This window comes from Arcanobacterium phocisimile (assembly GCF_016904675.1).
Classification (GTDB): domain Bacteria; phylum Actinomycetota; class Actinomycetes; order Actinomycetales; family Actinomycetaceae; genus Arcanobacterium; species Arcanobacterium phocisimile.
Genome location: NZ_CP070228.1, coordinates 1,274,413 through 1,295,023 on the forward strand (window position 1 = coordinate 1,274,413; position 20,611 = coordinate 1,295,023).

Genomic DNA, 20,611 nt, shown 5'->3' on the forward strand with positions numbered 1-20,611 from the left:
TAGCGAGCGCAGACCACGATGGTTGCCCGCGGTGCGAACGTTGCGCACATCGCGCTGCACATTCGACGACGACTGCACAGACGAAGATTGCACGGGCAACGCCGATCGCGCGACTCAGCTTTCTCCGAAGCCGGTTGCGATCAGCTCAGCGATGGCCTCCACTGCTTGTTCGGCGTCGCTACCGGTAGCACTCAGCTCAACTTCATCCTGTCCTCGCACACCGAGTGCAGCAATATCTAGTAACGACGCTGCATCGGCAGTTCCGCCATCAAACGCGATCGTGACGTCAGCCGCGAACTTACCGGCGAGATCGGCTACCTGCGCAGCTGGACGGGCATGCAATCCCATAGGGTTGGCAATCATGACTGTGCGTACCACGCCTTCTACGCCACCCGATGTATCAGCAACGTTGCGTTCGACGGATTCTTCTGCTTCACTGCCCGCGCCATATTGCTGGATCTGGGTAGCTTTGGCTTGGTACGCACCACGGGCTTGCTTGAGCACCTCAGCAAGTCCTTTGCCTCCATTAGCACTGACCATTGCCGCGAGTAGCCCCTCAACAAATGGTGCATCGGCCATGACAACGTCATCGGGCTGGCCAAGGAATTCCAGTGCCACATCAGTGGAGAGCACTGCCGAACCTAAATCGGTGAATACCACGACACCGGCGCCGGTGTTCACCGACTCGATTGCGGACATGATGGCCATCGCATCAGTGCCAAATGAGCCATCATCTGTGCCAGCAGCTACCGCCACATTGATTTTCTTTTCTGGCACCATTTGCAAAGCAAAATCAACTGCAGCTTGTGCTAGCGCAGGTGAATGAGAAACGACGACAATTCCAACACTCATTATTCTCCTAAAACAGCGATACCAAGGGCGTCAACGAGCAAGGCTGCCGACGCCGCCCCTGGATCCATATGTCCTTGGGAACGCTCGCCTAAATACGATGCTCGACCTTTTTGCGCAATCATATTGACAGTCTCGTCGCGCCCAGTAAATGCAGCTTGGCGGGCGGCACTCATCGCATCCGAAAGCTGCGCATCAACATAGGCCTCCAGGGTGTTTGCTACTGGAATCAACACATCAAGCATCGTCTTATCTCCAGCGTCTGCCTTGCCTCGCGAGCGTACGCCGTCAACACCAGCGCGAAAAGCCGCAGCCAAGGTAGCAACATCGATTTCATCGACGTCGCCAATTTCTTGGCCAAAGCGCAGAAAGAAGGTGCCATAGAGTGGCCCGGATGCTCCCCCAACGCTCGAGACGAGTGCCACTCCGGCAGTTTTGCCAATCTCTGCGAACGAATCAGGATCAGAGCTAGCGAGCTTTTCTACAGCAACGGTCATACCACGAGCGATATTTCCGCCGTGGTCGGCGTCTCCGATTGCTGCGTCGAGTTCGGTGAGGTGCTCTTTGTTTTCTTGCATTTTTTGGGCTGCTATTTCGAGCCACTGCCGAACCATCGCTAGGGTAATGCCGGTTCCGGTTTCTTCACGTTGGCGATGTTCGGGGGCAACGGTGGTCGATGACGCATCCGTTATTACGGCACTGGTTGCCTGCACAGTTTCTTCCACAGTTTGTTGGGTGGCAACGTTTCCGCCATAAGTGAGGGCTGGTGTGGCGACAGGTGCGTCCCACAGACGCAGGATTTCCTCGTCGGCTTTCAGGACGGTGAGTGAGCATCCGGCCATATCGATTGAGGTGATGTAGTTGCCGACGAGGTTTCGCACAGTCTTAACTCCGCGCTCAGCGAGGAGCTGTTCGACTTCGTTGTACATGAGGTAGAGCTCGATGAGCGGGGTTGCCCCCATGCCATTGAGCATGACGATTGCTGGGGAGTCGGTGAAGTCGAGGTCTGCGGTGATAGCGTCGACGAGTTCGGTGGCGATCTCACGTGCGCTCATCATGGTGGTTCGACGCCGGCCGGGTTCGCCGTGGATTCCGACGCCCATTTCAATATCGGTTTCAGGTAGGTCGAATGATGGTTTTCCGACTGCAGGGAGCGTTACTGAGGTTAGGGCTACACCCATAGAGCGACCGGTGGCGATGACCTTATTGGAGAGTTCTTTGACGCTGGCAAGGTCTTGGCCTTCTTCAGCCGCGGCGCCAACGATTTTTTCGAGCAGGACGGTGAGTCCTACCCCGCGTCGTCCTGCGGTGAAGGAGGAGTCTTCGACGGCAACGTCGTCGTTGACAACAACGTATTCGACGTCGATGCCTTCGCCTTGAGCTAGTTCGGCAGCCATCTGGAAGTTCAGGACGTCACCGGTATAGTTTTTAATGATGAGCAGGGTGCCTTTACCGCCATCCGAACCTTTGATAGCGGCAAAGACTTGATCCGGGGTTGGGGAGGTGAATATTTCGCCAGCTACTGCAGCATCGAGCATTCCTGGGCCAACGAAGCCACCATGGAGTGGTTCGTGGCCTGATCCGCCACCAGAAATCAGTGCGACTTTTTGGGTTGGTTTCCCTGCTCGGAAGATGACGCGAGTTGCCTTGTCTATACGCAGTTCAGGGTGCGCGAGTGCCATTCCGGCTAGCGCCTCATCGACTACTTCTGTTGGATCGTTGATGAACTTTTTCATGCTGTACTTCTCCCCTTTGAGACTATGTGATGCAGCTTTCATTCTTCCTTAGTCTGGTGTGTGGAGCAAGTGTCGTGGTGTGCTTATCGGCAAGAGCGTAAAAGTAGCGATAGTCTAGAAGTGATAGATCTTTTCATATCGACGAAGGAATGCAGATGGCTAGGCGTACGAGCTCTCCACATTTTCTTGAGCCAGGCACTTCCACCGAGCGAGCGTGGGATTCGATTGTGGCCCAACCTGGTGCACGTAATTCAGGTATCCCCCATTCGCTGGTCAAATACGGTATTGGCGCGTGGTCATTAATCGGCGTTGGGATCGTTATTGCCACTGTTGTCTATCTTTTGAGCTCTATCTATCAGGTTTTCCTCGGTATTTTCTTAGCTTGTGTGCTCACTGCGGTGCTGTTGCCAATCGTGGACTGGTTGAGCCTTGTTATGCACCGGGCGCTGGCGACCGCTTTGGCGATTATTGGCGGATTTGCAGTTTTTGGTGGACTTATCACCTACGTTGTCTCTTCCGTTGTCAATGAATGGAATGGTCTTGCGAGCCAATTCTCAAACGGTGTCAATAATATTATTGAGATGTTGACCGATGGCTCACTCCCGTTTAAAGTCCACCGCTCAGAAGTACTCGACGTCGTCACAAACGCATTACGCCAGGGCTCGCAATACGCTCAAGATCACGTTGGTGATATCGCACAGACAGTGTTATCAAATGCTAGCCAAGTTGCGGTCATTTTCACGGTGGTTGCTCTGGCTATTTTTGTCACGATTTTCTTGCTCGCGTCAGGAAATTCAATGTGGCAGTGGTTCCTCGATCTTCTCCCCAAGTGCAAGCAAGAGCGTATCGATAAGGGTGCGCGTGCTGGCTGGGAGGCTTTTTCTGGCTACGCTGCCGGCACAGTTATTATTGCGGTCACGAATGGCGGATTGTCGTTTATTTTCTTGTGGTTCTTGGATTTACCTCTGGCCGCTCCGCTGGCTGTGTTGGTGATGCTCGGTACGTTCATTCCGCTGGTGGGCGCACCGACGGCGATGCTGGTGGCCATGTTTGTTGGCTTGGCTTCTGATGGTTTAACGATGTTTATTATCGTCGGCATCGGCATCGCTGCTATCGGCCAGATCGAAGGTCATCTCTTGCAGCCACTGATTATGGGGAAGAAAGTTTCAGTCCATCCGGTAGTCGTTGCTGTGGGTGTAGCCGCTGGTGGCTTCTCTGCCGGATTGATTGGTGCAGTGATCGCGATTCCGCTCATCGCTATCGTGTGGTCTGTATATAAGACGTTGCGCATTCCAGAGTTGGAAAGCGCAACGTCTTAAGGTTCAGCATGCCTGTTTAGGAACGCCACCATATGTCATTTGGCCCTACTGGCGTGACGCGCTTGTGCTGTGCACGTGTCCAGCGTTGTTCTAGTTTGGCGACGATATCAGCAGGTATTTCTTTCCCTTCCAAATAATCATCTATCTGGTCGTATCGAATCCCTAATTCGTCTTCATCTGTTCGCCCTGGGTTGTTATCGAGTAGATCAGCAGTCGGGACTTTTTCCCATAGGTGCTGGGGCGCTCCGAGGTGGCGAGCCAGTTGACGTACCTGGCGCTTGTTGAGCCCGGCTAACGGCAAAATATCGGCCGCTCCGTCGCCGAATTTTGTGAAGAAACCGGTGATATTTTCTGCCGCGTGGTCGGTTCCGATAACCAGTAGTTGATGGTCGCCGGCGATGGCAAATTGGGCAATCATTCGCATACGGGCCTTAACGTTACCTTTGTTGAAATCAGTGATCGGTTCGCCGAGCCCGGTTTCGTAGGCGCCACGCATTGCTTGGGTAGCTTCTTTGATATTGATGGTGACGGAGCAATCTGGCTTGATCCACTCAACGGCCGCCGTAGCATCACTTTCGTCAGCTTGGATGCCGTAGGGTAGGCGCACTGCGATGAATTGGGCTTGGGCTCCTTGTTCGCGTAACCGTTCAGCTGCAAGCTGCGCTAGACGTCCAGCGAGGGTGGAATCTACACCGCCGGAAATACCTAAAACAAAGCCTTGAGTGTGCGTAGCTTTGGCGTAGTCACACAAGAACTTCACGCGTTGTTCAACCTCAATGACCGGATCGATAGTTGGCCTGACACCGAGTGTAGTGATGATGTGGTGTTGCAAATTTTTATTCATAATCTAACTCTACCTACATATCGTCTGTGTGACGTAAATGTAATCTCACCAGTTGAGAATAGTTATCATTCACAATAAGGTTGGATTGTATCAAACTTGCCATTGGGATACTTAGAAATTCACATCTACTGAACAAGTTAGACAGGAAACCGCTACATGAAATTAGCGAAACTACGCCTAGCGATATACTCGGCAGTCTCCGCATTGCTACTGAGTATGATCACTATTCCCGCGTACGCCTCGGAACCGACCATTACTTTTGAAAATGGACACACCGACGCGTTCTATATCGATTCGACGGGCGGGGAACTCAAGGTCTTAGTCAATCACGGACTCTCCAACGACAAATACGACCCGAACAACGTACAATTCAACATCTCCTCACTAGCCTACGGCGATTATTCCGATGAGATGTCATTCCTCAATCGCGGCGCAGTCGGCTACTACACCAACAGCTGGGATTTAGAAGAATACTTCGAACCTGGCTGGTCCGCTCCAGCATACCGTGAGAACGGGTTTCGTTCGATGCGCATTGACTTTGAGCGCGTTGACGGGCCGGGCTCAGTAGCCCTTGTCGGAAATAGCTTTAAGGAAGGAGACCCGTTAGGGACCTTCCTCGTACCGTCGAACAATTTGGAAAAAGTTAATGATTTCATTGAGCAATTAGAAAATGAGGAAACCGCCAAAGCAGCGCGTGAAGACTACACGGTTCAGGGTATCCCTGGCGGCACCTACTACGTCGAGCCAGGTGTCAGCTTGCCAGTTTTCGGCCACCAGCACGCGCACTGGTTTTTCACCGCTGCTGGCACTTACAAAATCACTGGTCACGCAGTTGGCGTAACTCCGGAGGGACAAACCGTCGCCTCAGAAACATTCACCACGACCTTCAACGTTAGCAAAAGCGATGAGGACTCCCCTTCAGCATCCTCAACTCCAGATGCAGATTCCGATGATCAAGTAGATGAAGACTTGCCGACTGACGAATCCGAAGATGCTATCGCACAACCTGTTTCTCCGGATTCCACCGATGACGAAGACGACGATGATTGGGGTGAAGAAGACGATGACGAAGACGACGCCGTCATCGACAACACCGAAAAAATTACCGACCGGGACATTCTTGACCAGCCCATCACACTTAATTCTGGACACACTGATGGCTTCTTCATCCTCACCGATGGACCAAAGCCACGCCTAGTCGTCCGCGAAAACTTCACCTCTTACAAAGGAGCCTTGCGCAAGCCAAGCAGCGTCACCTTCCATCTATCAAAAGACTTTTACGAGAAAATCGATATGAACGGCACGTTCAAAGAAGGCGCTGGATACCACACCAATCGAAAGCTTCCAGGACTCGATCCATTTTCGCCAGGCTGGTCAGTTGACAACTTCTCCGGCCACGGCTACAAGAATGTTGCCGTAAAGTTCCTTTCTATCAAAGGCCCAGGAAAGATCGTACTGGCCGGAACTCCGCTTATGGACTACTCGCTTAATCCAGTATTGAGCACCAAAAGCCCATACCTGACCGAAGGCGCAGAACTTCCGGTTATTGGCCACACCCACGGTTTGTGGATTTTCACGAAGTCGGGAAACTATGATTTCAAGGCCCAAGTTGTTGCGACCACCCGAGATGGCAAAAAAGTAACTTCTGAACCAGTCGATTATCACTGGAAGATTGATAAAAACGAAGAAGAAGTGCAAGCATCTGGCGACGTGGATGCGGATGAAACCGAGCACGACGGCGATTCAGCCAACACTGACCAGCCTGCCGACACCGATGAGTCCGATGACGACTCAGGTTGGGCGGAATTAAAGATTATCTCCTCATCGCCAGCTATCCACGCCGGCGACAAGATTGCGTACAAGGCAACGAATCTTCCTGCGAACAAGAAGTTTACGTTGATCGCAATGCCGATGACCAAATCCGAACCGACAACGCTTACCGAAGAAGTCTCTAGCGATAACAACGGAACTATCTCAGCTAGCGCCACCTTGCCAGCAACGCTTAAGCCTGGAAAATACCTCCTTGCATTAAACAAGTTCGGCACGAAAAATCAAGAAACAAATGTTTTCTTCACCGTCGTCGAAAATGACTCGCATCCGCTCCTCCCAGGAGAAAACCTCGATACCGACAAAGACAGCGGTAGTGACTCTGGCAGTTCCAGTAACACTGAAGCTGATAAGGCAGTTCGAGATTTCGTAGAAACTCACGAGCAAGTCATCATAGATCACGGGCACCTTGACCTCTTCACTGCTATTGCACATGAGGGGAAACTTCTGCTAGTCGCAAAAGACGGATCCACCAATGAGGAAATTCTTCGCAACCCAGCAGACATCTCCTTGCGCATCCACAACAATGCACTTGGCGATCTTCCTGACCGTATTAAGGGAGATATCGCTCAACGCGGATACTACCTCGATGCTGGTGGCATGAGCCAACAAGAAATCCTCTTCCCTGGATGGGATACGTACGGCGTTAAGCCAACATTTGGGCCAACTGACATCATCATTAAGAAGGTCAAAGGCCCCGGAAAGGTATTCCTGTTCAACTTCAAACGGACCGGTGGTATCGAACCCGCATTCACTTCTGGTAAATACCAGATGGAAAATGGCTCAACTATTCATCAAGAAACGCCTAGCCATGTCCACACCAACTGGGTGTTCACCAAGCCAGGCGAATACTCAATGGAAGTTCAAGCGCGCGCAATTCCAACCGATGGTGGCGAACCAGCACTCTCCAATGTCGCTACTTACCGTTGGTTCGTCGGTGATACCGATAAGCTACCTGAAGATTCAAATGACGCCGACAGCAATGACACCAACGCAAACGGTAGCAACGAAGATACAGCAGGCAACAACGCAGATGGCGCTCCCTCTGGTGATTCAAAGCCAACAGCTCCAAAGCCGCATGTTTCTCTGGCGTCCGGAAAGCTCGTTGCGACCGAAGGCGAAACCATCACTATTCAAGCCCGCGGTCTGACCCCGGGCAGCGCGGTAGATTTCTACCTTCATTCCGAGCCGCAGCTTCTCGCAAAAAACGTCGTGGCCGGCATGAACGGTATTGCTTCCGCACGCGTCACTGTGCCACAAGCACCTGGACTACATGAAATTATCGTCACCGCGAAAGATGGTAATGAGCTTGCAGTCATGATGTTTGAGATCAAACCAAAGTATCCAAATGGCGTCATCCCGAATGCTGGCGCTCTCAAACCAGGTGCAGGCAAAGCAAAGCCACGTATTGAAATCAGCAACGGTCACATCGATCTGTTTAACGTCATTGCCAAAGACGGACAACTATCGGTAACTGCCAAAGATGATTCGCATGGCGAACTTCAGCTACGTAATCCAGCTGATGTATACTGGCGCGTAAAGAATAATGCGCTTGCTCAGCTTCCTGGTGGAATGCCAGCTGAACTTCCGACAAGTGGTTACTATCTCGATCAAGCTGGAAATAGCCAAGATACTCTCCTCTTCCCTGGCTGGGATACCACTGGTGTTAAGCCAGACTTTGGTTCGACCGACATTATGTTCACAAAGGTCGTTACCCCAAAGGATGGAAAGGTCTTCCTCTTCTCCAATGGTCGTACCGGTGGGGTGGCCCCAACGCTGACCTCGAACTCTTATGAGCTCACTGATGGATCAACTATTCGTCAGGCAGCACCAGCTCACGTCCACACCAACTGGCTATTCTCCAAGCCAGGAATCTACGAGATGGAAGTCAAGGCTGTTGCCACACCTGTCAATGGCGGACCACAGGTTGAATCAGCGCCAGTGACCTACACATGGTTAGTTGGGGATGAAACTGTCGCTCTTGGCAAGGTTACTGAGCAGATCTCTGGTCAAAACACTCAGCAGCCGCAAGCTAAGGATTCTCATACGGAGACTCCACAGGGTGGCTCAGACTCGACTGGTTCCAACTCAGCAGGTTCCACCTCTATTGGTGCTACAAACGGTTCAACTACCGGCGGGTCAGGCTCGGCAAACAAGCCAATGGCTAAGTGCTTCCCGAAGCAACAAGGCGGCAAGGGCGAACAGACACTCCTTCCACAGGTAAAGGACGACCGCACGGCACCAGGCAAGTGGGTAGACCCATCGTCACTCACGTTTGCTATCGGTGGTTCTGGTCAAGCCACGACGAACCAAGCAATTGGCTCAATCGGTTCTGGCTCCCAGGTCTGGATGATCTCTGCTACCCAAGTAGAGAATGTCCCATGGGTGGGTGCTAACACCCAAAACCCAACCTTCTTGGAAAAGACGAAGGGCACTGCAACATTGTCCCTCACCTCATTCTCCGGCCCTGGAAAGATGGAAGTTTACACCTCGGGCAATTTTGGTAAGGTTGTTGGCCAAAAGTGGTTTACCGGCAACGGTAACTCGGGCTCCGGTTCAGTAACCCTCAAACCAAATAGCCACGTTCACCCGAACTGGGTATTCGACAAGGCAGGAACCTACAAGGTCGGCATCACCATGGAAGCCGAAATGAAGGACGGTAAGAAGATCTCTGGTACCACTACCCTGACGTTCAATGTGGGTCAAGGTTCGGGAATCACCAGTGGACACTTCGATCTCGGCCCAACGGTTGGAGCTGCCGGTTCCACCACTGTATGGCTTGATGCAGATGGCAATCCATGTACACCAGATGCTAACGATCTTGCTGCTGCAGGATTGGCAAAGACCGGTGTTGAGAGCACTCTCTACGCCTCTGCCCTATCGGCAACGCTCATGCTCGCCGGTATCGCTGCCGTCATCTACCGCCGCAAGCTCAAGCGAGCATAACGCTTCACAGCTAAGCGCATAAGTGTGGGCCCGGATTTTCCGGGCCCACACTTATGCATTTGGCAAGCGCGTTAGTTGCTCAATAAAAACTAACGCAAAAAGTTACATGCTTTTCATGACAACTTGCTGATCTTCCATGGTTGCTGCACGCCAATGAAGGCCTTCGCCATGCTTGCCAACCCACTTACGGACCATCGGGCACATGGCAACAATTGTTTTGCCAGCGACAGCTGTCTCGTTTAAGGCTACCTTCACCAAAGTTCCAGCCAATCCTCGTCCTCCAAGTTCTGGACGAACTTCGGTATGGAAGAAGATACGCTCATCTCCATTATCCACGTACTGGGTGAACCCAGCGACATCTGATTCGTCGTAACGAATCGCAAACCGGTCTTCATCTTCAATAACTTCTACTGCTAGGCCATTCTTATCTGTTAGTTGTTCTGTCATTATTTTCCTTCCAAAGCTGGTTCAATTACTTAAAAACGGACATCTGGACGCGCAATAGGTTCTGGGTTGTTACGCGACTTAATCGTCACCTCTGGCAAAACTGGAGCTGGGATTCGTGCTAGACCTTGAGGATCGTGCCCAATGTATCCTTCTGTTTTTCCGTAACGCTCACTGTGTTCTTCCCACGCGTTACGCATGTCCTGCAGTTCGGCCGAATCGCGTGCCAGGAAATTCCACCACATAACGATTTGTTCGTTGAACGGTTCGCCACCAATAAGCACTGTTCGAGCAACTGTGTCACTTGAATTGCGGATGCGCAACCGAGTTAGTCCGATACCGGTATAAGCCAGCTCGGTACGCTCGATCTTGACGCCTTCGACGTCGATCTCCCCCGAGTCAACGAGCAAGCCATGTTCGAAATCCGGATTGACATCGAGGACAATCGTCGAGTGCGGCTCAACAAGAATCTCAGCGCCTAACAGTGGTGTATAAGTGGGGACCGGCGACGTCGAACCAGCAAGTCCACCAATAAAAGTTCGCACCTGACCGCCGTCGACCGCGACGACTGGCGGAACGTAATGGTCGAACCGCCGCTCGCCGTGACGGGCACTATCCGGCAACGCCACCCACAACTGAACCCCGTGCAAAACGGTGGTGTCCTGCGTCGACACTTCCGAATGGCAAATTCCGTTGCCCGCAGTCATAAAGTTCGCTTCGCCGGGCTTAACAACAGCGTGATGATCGCCCGAATCATGGTGGGTAATATTGCCTTCGAACAGCCACGAAACGGTTTGCAGGCCGGAGTGCGGATGCGGAGCAACATCCATTCCGCCAGTATCTGCCACATTATCTGGACCATAATGGTCTACAAAGCACCAGGCACCTATGAGCGAACGTTGCCGTTGCGGCAAAGTTCGGTAGACGGTCATTGCTCGAAGTCCTCCGAGGGGGACTTCCCGCGAGGTAATAATTTCAACGGCTGCCCCATCATCACAGTGCGGCGTCTGTTCTGGTCTGACAACTGGTGGCTCGTTTAGGGTGTTTGTCATATCCTCATTGTGCCACGTTTGATCAAAAAATGGTAGAAAATTTGACTATCTTTCAGTGTTAGCGAACGACCACAAGTATGAAACATTGATACGGCAACTCTGCCCTATCTCATACCGATCTTTCGACCAAGCTACGAGCGTACCGATTTGCGTCTCGACGTAAACAATAAAATGCGAACGCACATAGACGCAATCAAGCACTTGTCCAACGCTTCCATATACCATGTGTTCTTCACTGGGCCGAAGCTCGATCATCGACGGTGGAATCACGACTTCTCCGGATAAACGCTCTAATACTTTATCCGGCGCAATCAGTGAAACGTTGGCTGCACTAAGAATATTCGGAATACCCATTAGCTTAGCTACCGTAGCGTTTCGCGGGCGAAGGTAGAGATCTTCGGGCCGCCCTTCTTGCACAATTTCACCTTGATCAAGAACGATGATCCGATCTGCGACAGTGAAAGCGTCGGTCATGTCGTGGGTGACATAGAGTGCAGATAGTCCCAGACGATGCACTTGACTCAATAGCTCTCGGTGAATATCTGTTCTAACCGTCGATTCAATATGTGCTAAAGGCTCATCTAAAAGAAGTACTCGGGGCCGGCGGACTAGAGTTCGGGCGAGCGCAACACGTTGAGCTTGCCCACCAGACAGAGATGCTGAATCCCTTTGAGCTAATCCAGAAATATTCAACGATGACATCACAATATCGGCGATATCATGGCGTTGCTTGTCCGTAAGAGAGCTGTCATCGAGACCAAATTCAACGTTCTCTCGCACACTCATATCGAAAAGTGTGGCACGTTCTAGCATTATCCCAGTTGGCCGCCTTTGGGGCGGGAGAGCAATAATATCTTCGTTATCAATGACGACATTTCCTGCTGTCGGCTGAATAAACCCCGCAATGGCCTGGAGCAAAGTTGTTTTACCCGAGCCAGAAGGACCGACAATAACAACCACCTCCCCGTCGTCGACGCTGAAGGAAATCTTGGCGAGAATTTCGCCAACACACACGTTATTAAGAGATAAACTCATGTTCTTTTGGTTCGCTTTCTTCCCCGCTGGCTCACAACTAGCATCACGCTTCCAGAAACGATTAGCAAACCACCGATACTCCCAATAAGTAACGACGTCGCTAACAGTTCACCGAGGTTCCCATGCTCGGCAAGACTGATCAAATCAGTCGATGATACCGAAAGATACGCTGGCTGAACGAATGCTAGCGTTGCTGTTTGTGTCAAGGTCAGACCAAAAAGAATCGCCACAAGGGCCGTCAACTGACCTTTCATATGTCGCATAATCAACACCAGAATTCGTGGTTTAATCGCACCACCATCACGTGCTACTTGGACGAGAGGCCAGAATCTTCGGGTTGTTACAGTGGCAATAAAGTACGAAAAAGGTAGCGCTAAAGTCAGATAGGCAAGTATTACGGCAATAATTCCACCACCCAAAGAATACCCTCCGACCAACGCCGGAAATATAGAAAATCCAGCGACTTTGATAGAACTGCGCAAAACCAGTGTGAACACCAGCCCCACTCCGATCGGAGCGTAAAGGAGTAAGAAGACCATAGCGGATCTCACCAAGGTGATATGCGGGCCACGGTTGATGGCAAGCCACAAGCCCACAACGACCGCGATTGCAGTTACCGCTAATGAAACAGCCATCCTAATCCCTATTCGTGAAAGGAAATCGGTTGGAGCTCCAGAAAAATCAGCGTGGAAGATCATCGTCGCCACTAGGTAGAGGATGACGACGCTCCATACTAGCTCTACAGTGAGTAACCATTTTCGAACGTCTGCGAAGAACGTGTGACAGAATTGTTTGGCGAATTCATGAGGCGCGTCTGGAGCTGATGTTAATCGCGGAGATCCTGTTTCCCATCGAGCACGTTTTGCAACACCCCATGAGGTGATAGCCCCGGCTATAGCCATGAGTCCCGTAAGTATCGCTAACTGATGGGCACGTTCACCGACTGTGAGCGAATTGAGGGCCATATTAATGAACAAATGCTCTCTTCCGCCATAAACAGCTCCCGCAGAATTATCTGAGACTAGCCATAACGATGCCATCACTAGCCCACCGACACAACCGATGAGAATGCGCGGAAAGAAAAGCTTACGCACAACCTTCCACGAAGAACTCCCTGAGTCAGCTGCAGCCATGATTTTTTCTAGGGTGATGCGAGAGGTAACGATAACACAACTGAGGAAGCAAATCGGCACGCTGTAAAGCGCAAAACTGACCGCTAAAATCCAAGGTGTATACGGGTCAAGAGAAATAGGTGCAATAGTCAAAGCCGCAGCAATTGCCACCGAGGGGAAGAGAATAGGTACACAGGCGGTAAAAATAATAACGAGCCGATACCTGAAATTTGTTCGGTAAAAAAGTGCCAGAAGAGCACCCAATATGGTAGCTGGAATTGCGCCGCCTAAAGCTAAGCCCCACGATCGCAGAAGCGGCCCCACACTGCCATGCGGATACATGACGTTGGTGGCAAAATTTTCCATGAGATGTTGGCGAACATCTGCACCACTATCAAGATCTTCCGTATATAACGGGACACGAAGAGTAGTTAACCGTGAAGCAAGATTATTCGGTAAGTATAAAGATATAGGATTTTGCCCCTCAGCTTGGGTAAGCACCCGTTGTCCGGAATCAGAAATAGCATATTGCAAGAAATCTTTCCCGGCTTGAGTCCGTCCGCGCGCTAAGACGGCTCCGGCACCAATTTCATATCCGGTACCGTCAGAAGGTAGAACTCGTATGAGTTCGCCAGACCACACACGCTCGATTGGGCAGTATGCCTCGAATGTGACGGCAGCGTCTACCAAGCCCCGATGCACTAGTTCAGCTGGTACGGTTCCTGAAGCGGTGTAAACAGTTGTGGCCTCATGTAAGCGACGGTAAAACGATTGTGGCTTGTTGAGTTCATAAAGAACTCCCAACATGGTTGCCGCAGTACCCGAAGAAAACGGGAGCGGTAGAGCCAATCTATCCGGATAATTAGGCAGCTCTTGCCATGATCGTGGAATTGACTTGCCGTTTGCTACGCAAAACGTCAAAACTCCGCCGTATGTTCCCACCCAGCTTTTAGTTTTCATCGACTCCGGAATCATCTGAGTATCTAAGCCATGCTCAAGAAGCAACCCTTCTCTTTCAGCTAGCACGTAGGCTTCTGCAGGTCCGCCTATCCAAACGTCAAACTCAGAACGTTGTTTTTCAGATCGGATGTGGCTCAAGGCTTCCGACGTCGGCATCCGAACCATTTGGGCACTGTGACCTGTTCGAGTCACGTAGTCCTCTACAAGAGCTTGGCATGCGACTTCGTTATTCGAGCATAACACCATGACATCTGGGTTGAGCTCTTTATTCCACACGAACGCAGTGAATACTATAAGGACAACACAAATACCTATGATCAGACGAGGCATCATCGTGCGCACCCAAAGCGATTTCATGTTCTCAGTATAGAAAATTGAGGGCTCACCTCAAAGGTGAGCCCTCAATTATTATCAGCACACAGGACAATGATTATTTTTCACTAGCCTGGTTTTTAGCAGTGTGCTCTTCCATGAGACGTCGCTCGTCCTTACCAACAATCCACATAAGGATCAAAGACAGAACGACAACGACTAAGAGCACTGCGAACGTAACATCCCAGCCAAAGTAATGAATGAGAATTCCTACTCCAGACGACGCCAAAGTTGCACCGAGTAGGTATCCAAACAAGCCGGTGAAACCAGCAGCAGTTCCGGCAACATTACGCGGCGAAAGATCGATTGCTTGCAAACCGATCAGCATGACTGGACCATAAATCAAGCCCCCGATGACGCCAATGAGGACGTAGAAGATCCAAAGTGGAGCGGTGTTTGGAATAAGCCAGTACAGTGCGATAGCTACGCCAACGCCAGCTAAGAAGAGCAGGCCAGCACCTGACCGCCATCCCTTGAAGACTTTATCCGATACCCAGCCACAAAGCAGAGTTCCGACAATACCAGCACCTTCGTAAATAGCGAAACCGATGATACCTTCCTTGATATTGACACCGTGAATCTCCTGGGTCAGGTAGACCGGAATCCAATTCAAAACACCATAACGCAAGGTGTAGACGAAAACGTTAGTGACTGCCAAAAGTACGATAACTCGATTAGTTAAGACATGCTTGAAGAGCATGTCTTTCCAGCTCAACCCTTCGGTATCGACGATTTCAACCTTAGCGGGATCATCGCGGTATTCCTCAATTGTTGGCAAGCCAACAGCCTCTGGACGATCGCGAATGAGGAAGAAAGCAATAACTGCAACTACCAAAGCTACGATCGCTGGAGCCCAGAAAGCCGGCGTCCAATCAGCTTCGTCTGTTGCGAAAGATCCGAGTGCCCAAGCTGCGATGAGGCCGACTCCAGCACCACCAACGTTATGAGCGCAGTTCCAGATAGATGTTTTCCATCCACGCTCATTCGTCGAGAACCAGTGGACAAGAACACGCCCTGATGGTGGCCATCCCATACCTTGGAACCAGCCGTTAATGAACATCACGATGGCAAATAAACCAACCGATGCAGACAAGACCGGAACGAAGGCGATGAGCAGATTCATGACAGCGGAGAGCGCTAAACCAAGGGGAAGGAAGTACCGTGCGTTTGCTCGGTCCGAGAGCATAGCCATGAAGAATTTGGAGAGGCCATATGCGAAAAGAACAGCGTTGGCAACAATACCGATACCGACGGTGTTCATCAGATCGTGCTCTTGAAGAATTGCCGCAACTAGTGAGACATTGTTACGGATGAGGTAGAAGCCCGCGTATCCAAGAAAGATACCCATGAATACTTCGAACCGCATACGTTTATATACAGAATCCACTTTGTTTTGTGGAAGGGGGTCAGCTTTGGGTGGGGCCGATAAAAATCCTAGCGGCCGAGATTGCGCAGACATTAAACCTCCGAGGATCGTCTTTGATAACTCTGTACCACTCATAATAAAAAGATGGCGGTCACAACGAAGCCTCGCAAGGTAACACTTGGTAACAGGTTGTTACCAAGTGTTACTAGTATCAAGCGAATAGCCTTGGCCACGATGGCTACGGATACATCCAGGATCCACACCGGCTAACTCCATATGTTTTCTCAACCTATAAATTGTGGTCTTAACCATCTCTCGACCGCCACTTGTGACTCCTCCGCCCCAGGCAGTATTCACAATGTCTCGAGTGGGGACAACATCATTTGCATGCCGAGCGAGTTTACCTAAAATTGCTACTTCAGCATGACTTTCCGTGATTAAAATGTCGTTATACCATGCACGATTCGTTTCCAAATCAACCCGCAACGGACCAATGTTGACTATCTGTTGTTCGGCCTGCGGTAGAAATCTACGCACGATTGCTTGGGCCCGTAAAGCCAGCTCGCGTGGACTAAAAGGTTTGGTGACATAATCATCCGCGCCAGCTTCCAAACCGGCAATCCGATCGGACTCGTCACCCAGCGCTGTTAAGAGAATGATCGGGGTTCGTATGCCATTCGCGCGCATCCGGCGAGTAATATCGATTCCTGATCCGCGAGGCATAAGAACATCTAAAACGACCAAATCGTAGTGCTGGTTTTGTAACAGCTTCCACGCTTGCGATGGTGAAGTCGCACTTTCGCATATAAAATCTTGAGTCTCGAGCGCAAACGTTACGATTGAAATCATTTGAGCTTCATCATCAACAACTAGAGCACGTGGCTTCACTCTTTTTCCTCCCTAGGGCTAGCAGGCAGTATAACGTGAATAGCTGTGCCTTGTGTTGAGATGGAGTCCACAAGTATACGACCATCGTGGGCTTCTACGATTCGTTTAGCCACCATCATCCCGATGCCGGTTCCCGGTCGACGTGAGGATCCAGTACGAAATGCTTCAAACATGTGCTCTTGATCGTCGCGTGAAATACCCTCACCATCGTCTGAAACGATGAGCTGTGCCCCACCTCCTTCTGCATTATTGACGCGCACAGTAACGGTTGCTCCGTTCCCCGCGTGCCGTGTGGCGTTATTGACCAAATTCCACACAAGTTGGCGAATAAGAGCTGGGTCGGCATCAATCGGAAGAAGACCTCCTGCCGCATCTACATGGATCGGCACTGATGAGATGCGGCGCATTTGCCGCGCCGTCTGCGCAACGACTTCTCGAATATCTACCTCTTGTCTCTCTAGAGGCAAAGCAGCTTTGAGTTTTGCATCGATGAGGAAGTTCTCTGAAATGTTGATCACCTGGGTCGTATTTTCGGTGATGGTGGTGACAAAGGTGCGCTGTTGGTCGGTCAGTGGCCCTGCGAGGCCTTCGGCAAGTAATTCTGCAGCTCCGTTGATTAGTGTAAGAGGAGTTCGGATTTCATGGGATATGATCGCAGGACGTTCGTTGCGGGTGTCTAACTCTCGTTGTAGTTCAGTGACCTTCTGGGACTTTTTCCGGATAATGAACGTTAGGGACATTATCACGAGTGGTGCGAGTAAAATCGCCACCATGGCGAGGATCTCCTCGGCTATCATGCTCATACCACTATGGTAAAACACTCCAGTACTTTACGATTGTCCTGGGAAATATTGTCGATATATCTCAGCCAACATCGCGCCAGCTGCCGGGTCTGAGTTGGGCGGGTGTACCATACGAAATTCACTTCCTCCGCCTGCGATGAATTTATCGCGATTGACCACCATAATCTCATCGAGCGTTTCGATGCAGGAAGCAAAGAATCCTGGCGTGACGACGAGGATATTCTTCGCGCCTTCGTCGGGCAGTTGCGTCATACGCTCGATAGTTGCCGGTTGTAGCCATGTGCCAGGACCAAATTTTGACTGGTAGGTAATTTCACTTGGAATATGGATTCCACGATCCTTGAGTCGGCTAAGGATAGCGTGTGTTGTGGCTTCGCATTGTTCGCGGTAGCTTTGCGGTTCATGAACTTTTCGTTGTGGAACTCCGTGGTATGAAAACACGAGTTTGTCAGTTGGCGAGCCCGCTGAGTCTGCGATGCTTTCGGCTATTGTTTCGGCGTACCAGCGCACATATGCAGCGTTGTCGTACCAGGCTTGTGCTCGGATGATTCGCGGCGCACCTGATTGTGATTCGACGATATCTATTTGACGCCAAATTTCAGCAACCGTTGACGGCGCGTATTGCGGATATAACGGGATTACAACAAGTTCGTCGACGTCGAGCTCCTCGATCGCTTGGGCGATGGACGGCTGAGTGTAGGTTGTTGCGTATCCGACTTTGACGTCCTCAAGTTCGGCGGCGAGGTGTTGCGCTTGGGCTTGAGTGTGAATGAGCAGCGGGGATCCTTGTTCGGTCCAGATGGATTGGTAGACGGGTGCGATCTTCTTGGGACGTACTCGTAACACGATGTGGTTGAGGATTGGTTTCCATAGCCATCGTGGCATATCGACGACTGCGGGATCGGAAAGAAATGTTTGCAGGAAGGCTCGAATATCCTCGGGGTGTGGTGAGGCTGGAGTTCCCAGGGCCACAATTAAGCATCCACGTGTCATAGCTTGTAGCTTAACGTCTCTAACTTACTATTTCATTTCCTGTTGTTACATCACTTTAAAGTCAGCATCATACTTTCTGCTAACCCACTATTGTTCCACAACCTATTTAGTGAAATATTTGATAGTTTATTTTTAAACAAAAAGGGAGTACAGTAGAGGACACGGCATAAACCACGATGTCAGGAGAAAGAAAATGACTACCTCAACAATGGTTCCAGCAGCAGATGAAATGATGCGCGTCCTAGAAGAATGGGGAGTCAAGCGTATCTACGGTCTTCCAGGTGGATCACTTGATTCAACAATGAACTCAATCCACACCTACCGTGACCACATCGACTACATCGGTGTCCGCCACGAAGAATTCGGCTCCCTCGCTGCCGTCGCTGAAGCGAAAATTACTGGACGCATCGGCGTCATGCTCGGCTCGGCAGGGCCCGGCGCAGCCCACCTTGTTAACGGCCTCTACGACGCCAAGATGGACAACATCCCAGTACTCGCCATCGTCGGTCAAGTACCAAGCTCACGCATGAACCTCGACTTCTTCCAAGAACTGCCCGAAAACCCGATGTTCGCTGACGCAACCGTCTATAACCGTACCATCATGACAGCCGAACAACTTCCCCTCGTTATTGACACTGCTATTCGCACCGCCTACGCCAAGCGCGGACCCGCCGTCGTCGTCCTACCAAAAGACTTAGGTTGGGAGAAAATCGAACAAGGCGCCTACCCAGTATCTGCCAACGTTCAATCACAACAAGATGTCACCTACAATATTCCAGCGGAAAACATCGAGAGGGCACTCGATATTCTCACCTCAGCTAAACGCCCCGTGATCTATTTCGGCCAAGGCGCACGCAAGGCTGGAAAAGAACTGCTCGAAGCTGCCGACATGCTCGGTGCACCGCTCATGTCCACCTACCTCGCTAAGGGAATCATCGCTCACGACACTGAGTCTTACATGATTTCTACCGGACGAGTCGCCACCAAGCCTTCAGTTGACACTGGTAGATCGGCAGACGCCGTCCTCTTCATCGGAACCAACTACGAATTCGGTGAATTCTTCTTCCGCCCGGACGCAACTTTCATCGACGTCAATATCAATCCGATAGTCCTTGGCGCACGCCACGCAGCCAAACTCGGCTTCCAGGCCGACGCGCAACAATTCCTCACCGCACTCATCGAGGCCGGCCACAAGCGCGGCCTGACCAGCACTGATACTCCATGGCTGGCAGCAGCGAAGGAAAATCGTGCACAGTGGGAAGCATGGATCACCGAACACACCACCGACGAATCCCCAATCCGTCTAGAAACCGTATTCAACGAGATCAACAAGGTCACCACGGATGACGCACTGTTCGGTATCGACGTCGGCAACGTCAATATCGCCTCGGCTCGCTTCTTAAAGATCAACCCTGGCCAGCAGTTCACCACGTCCCCGCTCTATGCGACCATGGGATACGGCCTACCAGCGGCAGTGGCCGGATCGCTGGAATACCCGCAGCGCCAAGCGTGGAACCTCGCTGGAGACGGCGCAGCTGCGATGGTCATCCAAGGCTTAACAACTGCCACTGAGCATCATTTGCCGATTATTTCAGTCGTGCTTTCCAACGAATCGTTAGGCTATATTGAAGCCGAGCAAGACGATACCAACCAGCCGCATTCTGGTATCAAGCTCTCTGGCCTTGATTTCGCCAAGATTGCCGAAGGCTTCGGCGTCGCAGGCATCACGGTACGAAACACCGACGAGCTCCGCGCCGCACTGGCCAAGGCAAAGGATACAACCGAGCCGATCTTGATCGACGTCAAAGTAACTAATGATCGTTTACTGCCAGTCGAACAGTTCCCACAATCACGCGATGAACGCATCGACTTTGACGAGTTCCGGGCCGCATACGACGCCGAGAAGCTCGAACCATTCGGTGAGATTTTGGCTCGTCACCAGGCCTGACTAGGTACAGCAAACTTCGTGTGGTGCGGAAACTGAGCGGTCGCCGCACCACACGGACCCACCTTGTAACACTACATTGACACAAGAATGTTCCCAACATACAATTCTTGTATCAAT

General features: G+C 51.2%; 14 protein-coding genes. 3 read left to right on the top strand and 11 right to left on the bottom strand.

Annotated elements, in window-relative coordinates:
- Positions 1 to 114 precede the first annotated feature (114 nt).
- Both dhaM and dhaK read right to left on the bottom strand, forming a co-directional pair.
- Entirely contained in the window at positions 115 to 852 is a 738-nt protein-coding gene (dhaM, locus tag JTE88_RS05720) for a dihydroxyacetone kinase phosphoryl donor subunit DhaM (protein ID WP_204423440.1), read from the bottom strand.
- Positions 852 to 2,585: a dihydroxyacetone kinase subunit DhaK gene (dhaK, locus tag JTE88_RS05725; RefSeq protein ID WP_204423441.1), complete on the bottom strand. Its 1,734-nt coding sequence runs from the start codon at positions 2,583 to 2,585 to the stop codon at positions 852 to 854. The genes dhaM and dhaK overlap by 1 nt, the downstream gene beginning before the upstream one ends.
- Positions 2,586 to 2,740: 155 nt before the next feature.
- Between dhaK and JTE88_RS05730 the strand changes: the two genes are divergently transcribed.
- A complete protein-coding gene (locus JTE88_RS05730; RefSeq protein ID WP_204423442.1) occupies positions 2,741 to 3,904 on the top strand; it encodes an AI-2E family transporter in 1,164 nt (387 codons plus the stop codon).
- A gap of 16 nt (positions 3,905 to 3,920) precedes the next feature.
- Here JTE88_RS05730 and nadE read toward each other — a convergent pair whose 3' ends face one another.
- On the bottom strand, positions 3,921 to 4,748 hold the full coding sequence (gene nadE / locus JTE88_RS05735; RefSeq protein ID WP_204423443.1) for an ammonia-dependent NAD(+) synthetase: 828 nt from the start codon (positions 4,746 to 4,748) through the stop codon (positions 3,921 to 3,923).
- 156 nt (positions 4,749 to 4,904) lie between these two features.
- Here nadE and JTE88_RS05740 point away from each other — a divergent pair, with 156 nt between their 5' ends.
- Positions 4,905 to 9,521 (top strand): TIGR03773 family transporter-associated surface protein, encoded by a 4,617-nt coding sequence (locus JTE88_RS05740; RefSeq protein WP_204423444.1) that lies wholly within the window; start codon positions 4,905 to 4,907, stop codon positions 9,519 to 9,521.
- Between the two features lie 102 nt (positions 9,522 to 9,623).
- Here JTE88_RS05740 and JTE88_RS05745 read toward each other — a convergent pair whose 3' ends face one another.
- The 8 genes from JTE88_RS05745 to hemH form a co-directional block, all read right to left on the bottom strand.
- Positions 9,624 to 9,968 (bottom strand): GNAT family N-acetyltransferase, encoded by a 345-nt coding sequence (locus JTE88_RS05745; protein WP_204423447.1) that lies wholly within the window; start codon positions 9,966 to 9,968, stop codon positions 9,624 to 9,626.
- Positions 9,969 to 9,997: 29 nt separating this feature from the next.
- Positions 9,998 to 11,017: a pirin family protein gene (locus tag JTE88_RS05750; RefSeq protein WP_204423449.1), complete on the bottom strand. Its 1,020-nt coding sequence runs from the start codon at positions 11,015 to 11,017 to the stop codon at positions 9,998 to 10,000.
- Positions 11,018 to 11,062: 45 nt separating this feature from the next.
- A complete protein-coding gene (locus JTE88_RS05755) occupies positions 11,063 to 12,052 on the bottom strand; it encodes an ABC transporter ATP-binding protein (protein WP_204423455.1) in 990 nt (329 codons plus the stop codon).
- Complete coding sequence (locus JTE88_RS05760; protein WP_204423457.1) at positions 12,049 to 14,481, bottom strand: substrate-binding domain-containing protein; 2,433 nt, start codon at positions 14,479 to 14,481, stop codon at positions 12,049 to 12,051. Before JTE88_RS05760 ends, JTE88_RS05755 begins: the two co-directional genes overlap by 4 nt.
- 73 nt (positions 14,482 to 14,554) lie before the next feature.
- A complete protein-coding gene (locus tag JTE88_RS05765) occupies positions 14,555 to 15,955 on the bottom strand; it encodes an MFS transporter (protein WP_204423459.1) in 1,401 nt (466 codons plus the stop codon).
- 99 nt (positions 15,956 to 16,054) lie between these two features.
- Complete coding sequence (locus JTE88_RS05770) at positions 16,055 to 16,750, bottom strand: response regulator transcription factor (RefSeq protein ID WP_204423461.1); 696 nt, start codon at positions 16,748 to 16,750, stop codon at positions 16,055 to 16,057.
- Positions 16,747 to 17,553 (bottom strand): sensor histidine kinase, encoded by an 807-nt coding sequence (locus tag JTE88_RS05775; RefSeq protein WP_239519495.1) that lies wholly within the window; start codon positions 17,551 to 17,553, stop codon positions 16,747 to 16,749. The genes JTE88_RS05770 and JTE88_RS05775 overlap by 4 nt, the downstream gene beginning before the upstream one ends.
- A gap of 27 nt (positions 17,554 to 17,580) precedes the next feature.
- Positions 17,581 to 18,546 carry a ferrochelatase gene (gene hemH, locus JTE88_RS05780; RefSeq protein ID WP_204423466.1) on the bottom strand — a complete coding sequence of 322 codons (966 nt, stop codon included), beginning with the start codon at positions 18,544 to 18,546 and terminating at the stop codon, positions 17,581 to 17,583.
- 193 nt (positions 18,547 to 18,739) lie between these two features.
- On the opposite strand from hemH, the gene spxB reads away from it, so the two are divergent.
- Positions 18,740 to 20,494: a pyruvate oxidase gene (gene spxB / locus JTE88_RS05785; RefSeq protein WP_204423473.1), complete on the top strand. Its 1,755-nt coding sequence runs from the start codon at positions 18,740 to 18,742 to the stop codon at positions 20,492 to 20,494.
- The last annotated feature ends 117 nt before the right edge of the window (positions 20,495 to 20,611 follow it).

Bases quoted from the DNA above. Each gene is read 5' to 3' on its own strand.
- JTE88_RS05755 (WP_204423455.1), bottom strand. From the start codon at position 12,052: ATGAGTTTATCTCTTAATAACGTGTGTGTTGGCGAAATTCTCGCCAAG.
- nadE (WP_204423443.1), bottom strand. From the start codon at position 4,748: ATGAATAAAAATTTGCAACACCACATCATCACTACACTCGGTGTCAGG.
- hemH (WP_204423466.1), bottom strand. From the start codon at position 18,546: ATGACACGTGGATGCTTAATTGTGGCCCTGGGAACTCCAGCCTCACCA.
- dhaM (WP_204423440.1), bottom strand. From the start codon at position 852: ATGAGTGTTGGAATTGTCGTCGTTTCTCATTCACCTGCGCTAGCACAA.
- JTE88_RS05760 (WP_204423457.1), bottom strand. From the start codon at position 14,481: ATGAAATCGCTTTGGGTGCGCACGATGATGCCTCGTCTGATCATAGGT.
- JTE88_RS05765 (WP_204423459.1), bottom strand. From the start codon at position 15,955: ATGTCTGCGCAATCTCGGCCGCTAGGATTTTTATCGGCCCCACCCAAA.
- dhaK (WP_204423441.1), bottom strand. From the start codon at position 2,585: ATGAAAAAGTTCATCAACGATCCAACAGAAGTAGTCGATGAGGCGCTA.
- JTE88_RS05740 (WP_204423444.1), top strand. From the start codon at position 4,905: ATGAAATTAGCGAAACTACGCCTAGCGATATACTCGGCAGTCTCCGCA.
- JTE88_RS05775 (WP_239519495.1), bottom strand. From the start codon at position 17,553: ATGAGCATGATAGCCGAGGAGATCCTCGCCATGGTGGCGATTTTACTC.
- JTE88_RS05730 (WP_204423442.1), top strand. From the start codon at position 2,741: ATGGCTAGGCGTACGAGCTCTCCACATTTTCTTGAGCCAGGCACTTCC.
- JTE88_RS05745 (WP_204423447.1), bottom strand. From the start codon at position 9,968: ATGACAGAACAACTAACAGATAAGAATGGCCTAGCAGTAGAAGTTATT.
- spxB (WP_204423473.1), top strand. From the start codon at position 18,740: ATGACTACCTCAACAATGGTTCCAGCAGCAGATGAAATGATGCGCGTC.
- JTE88_RS05750 (WP_204423449.1), bottom strand. From the start codon at position 11,017: ATGACAAACACCCTAAACGAGCCACCAGTTGTCAGACCAGAACAGACG.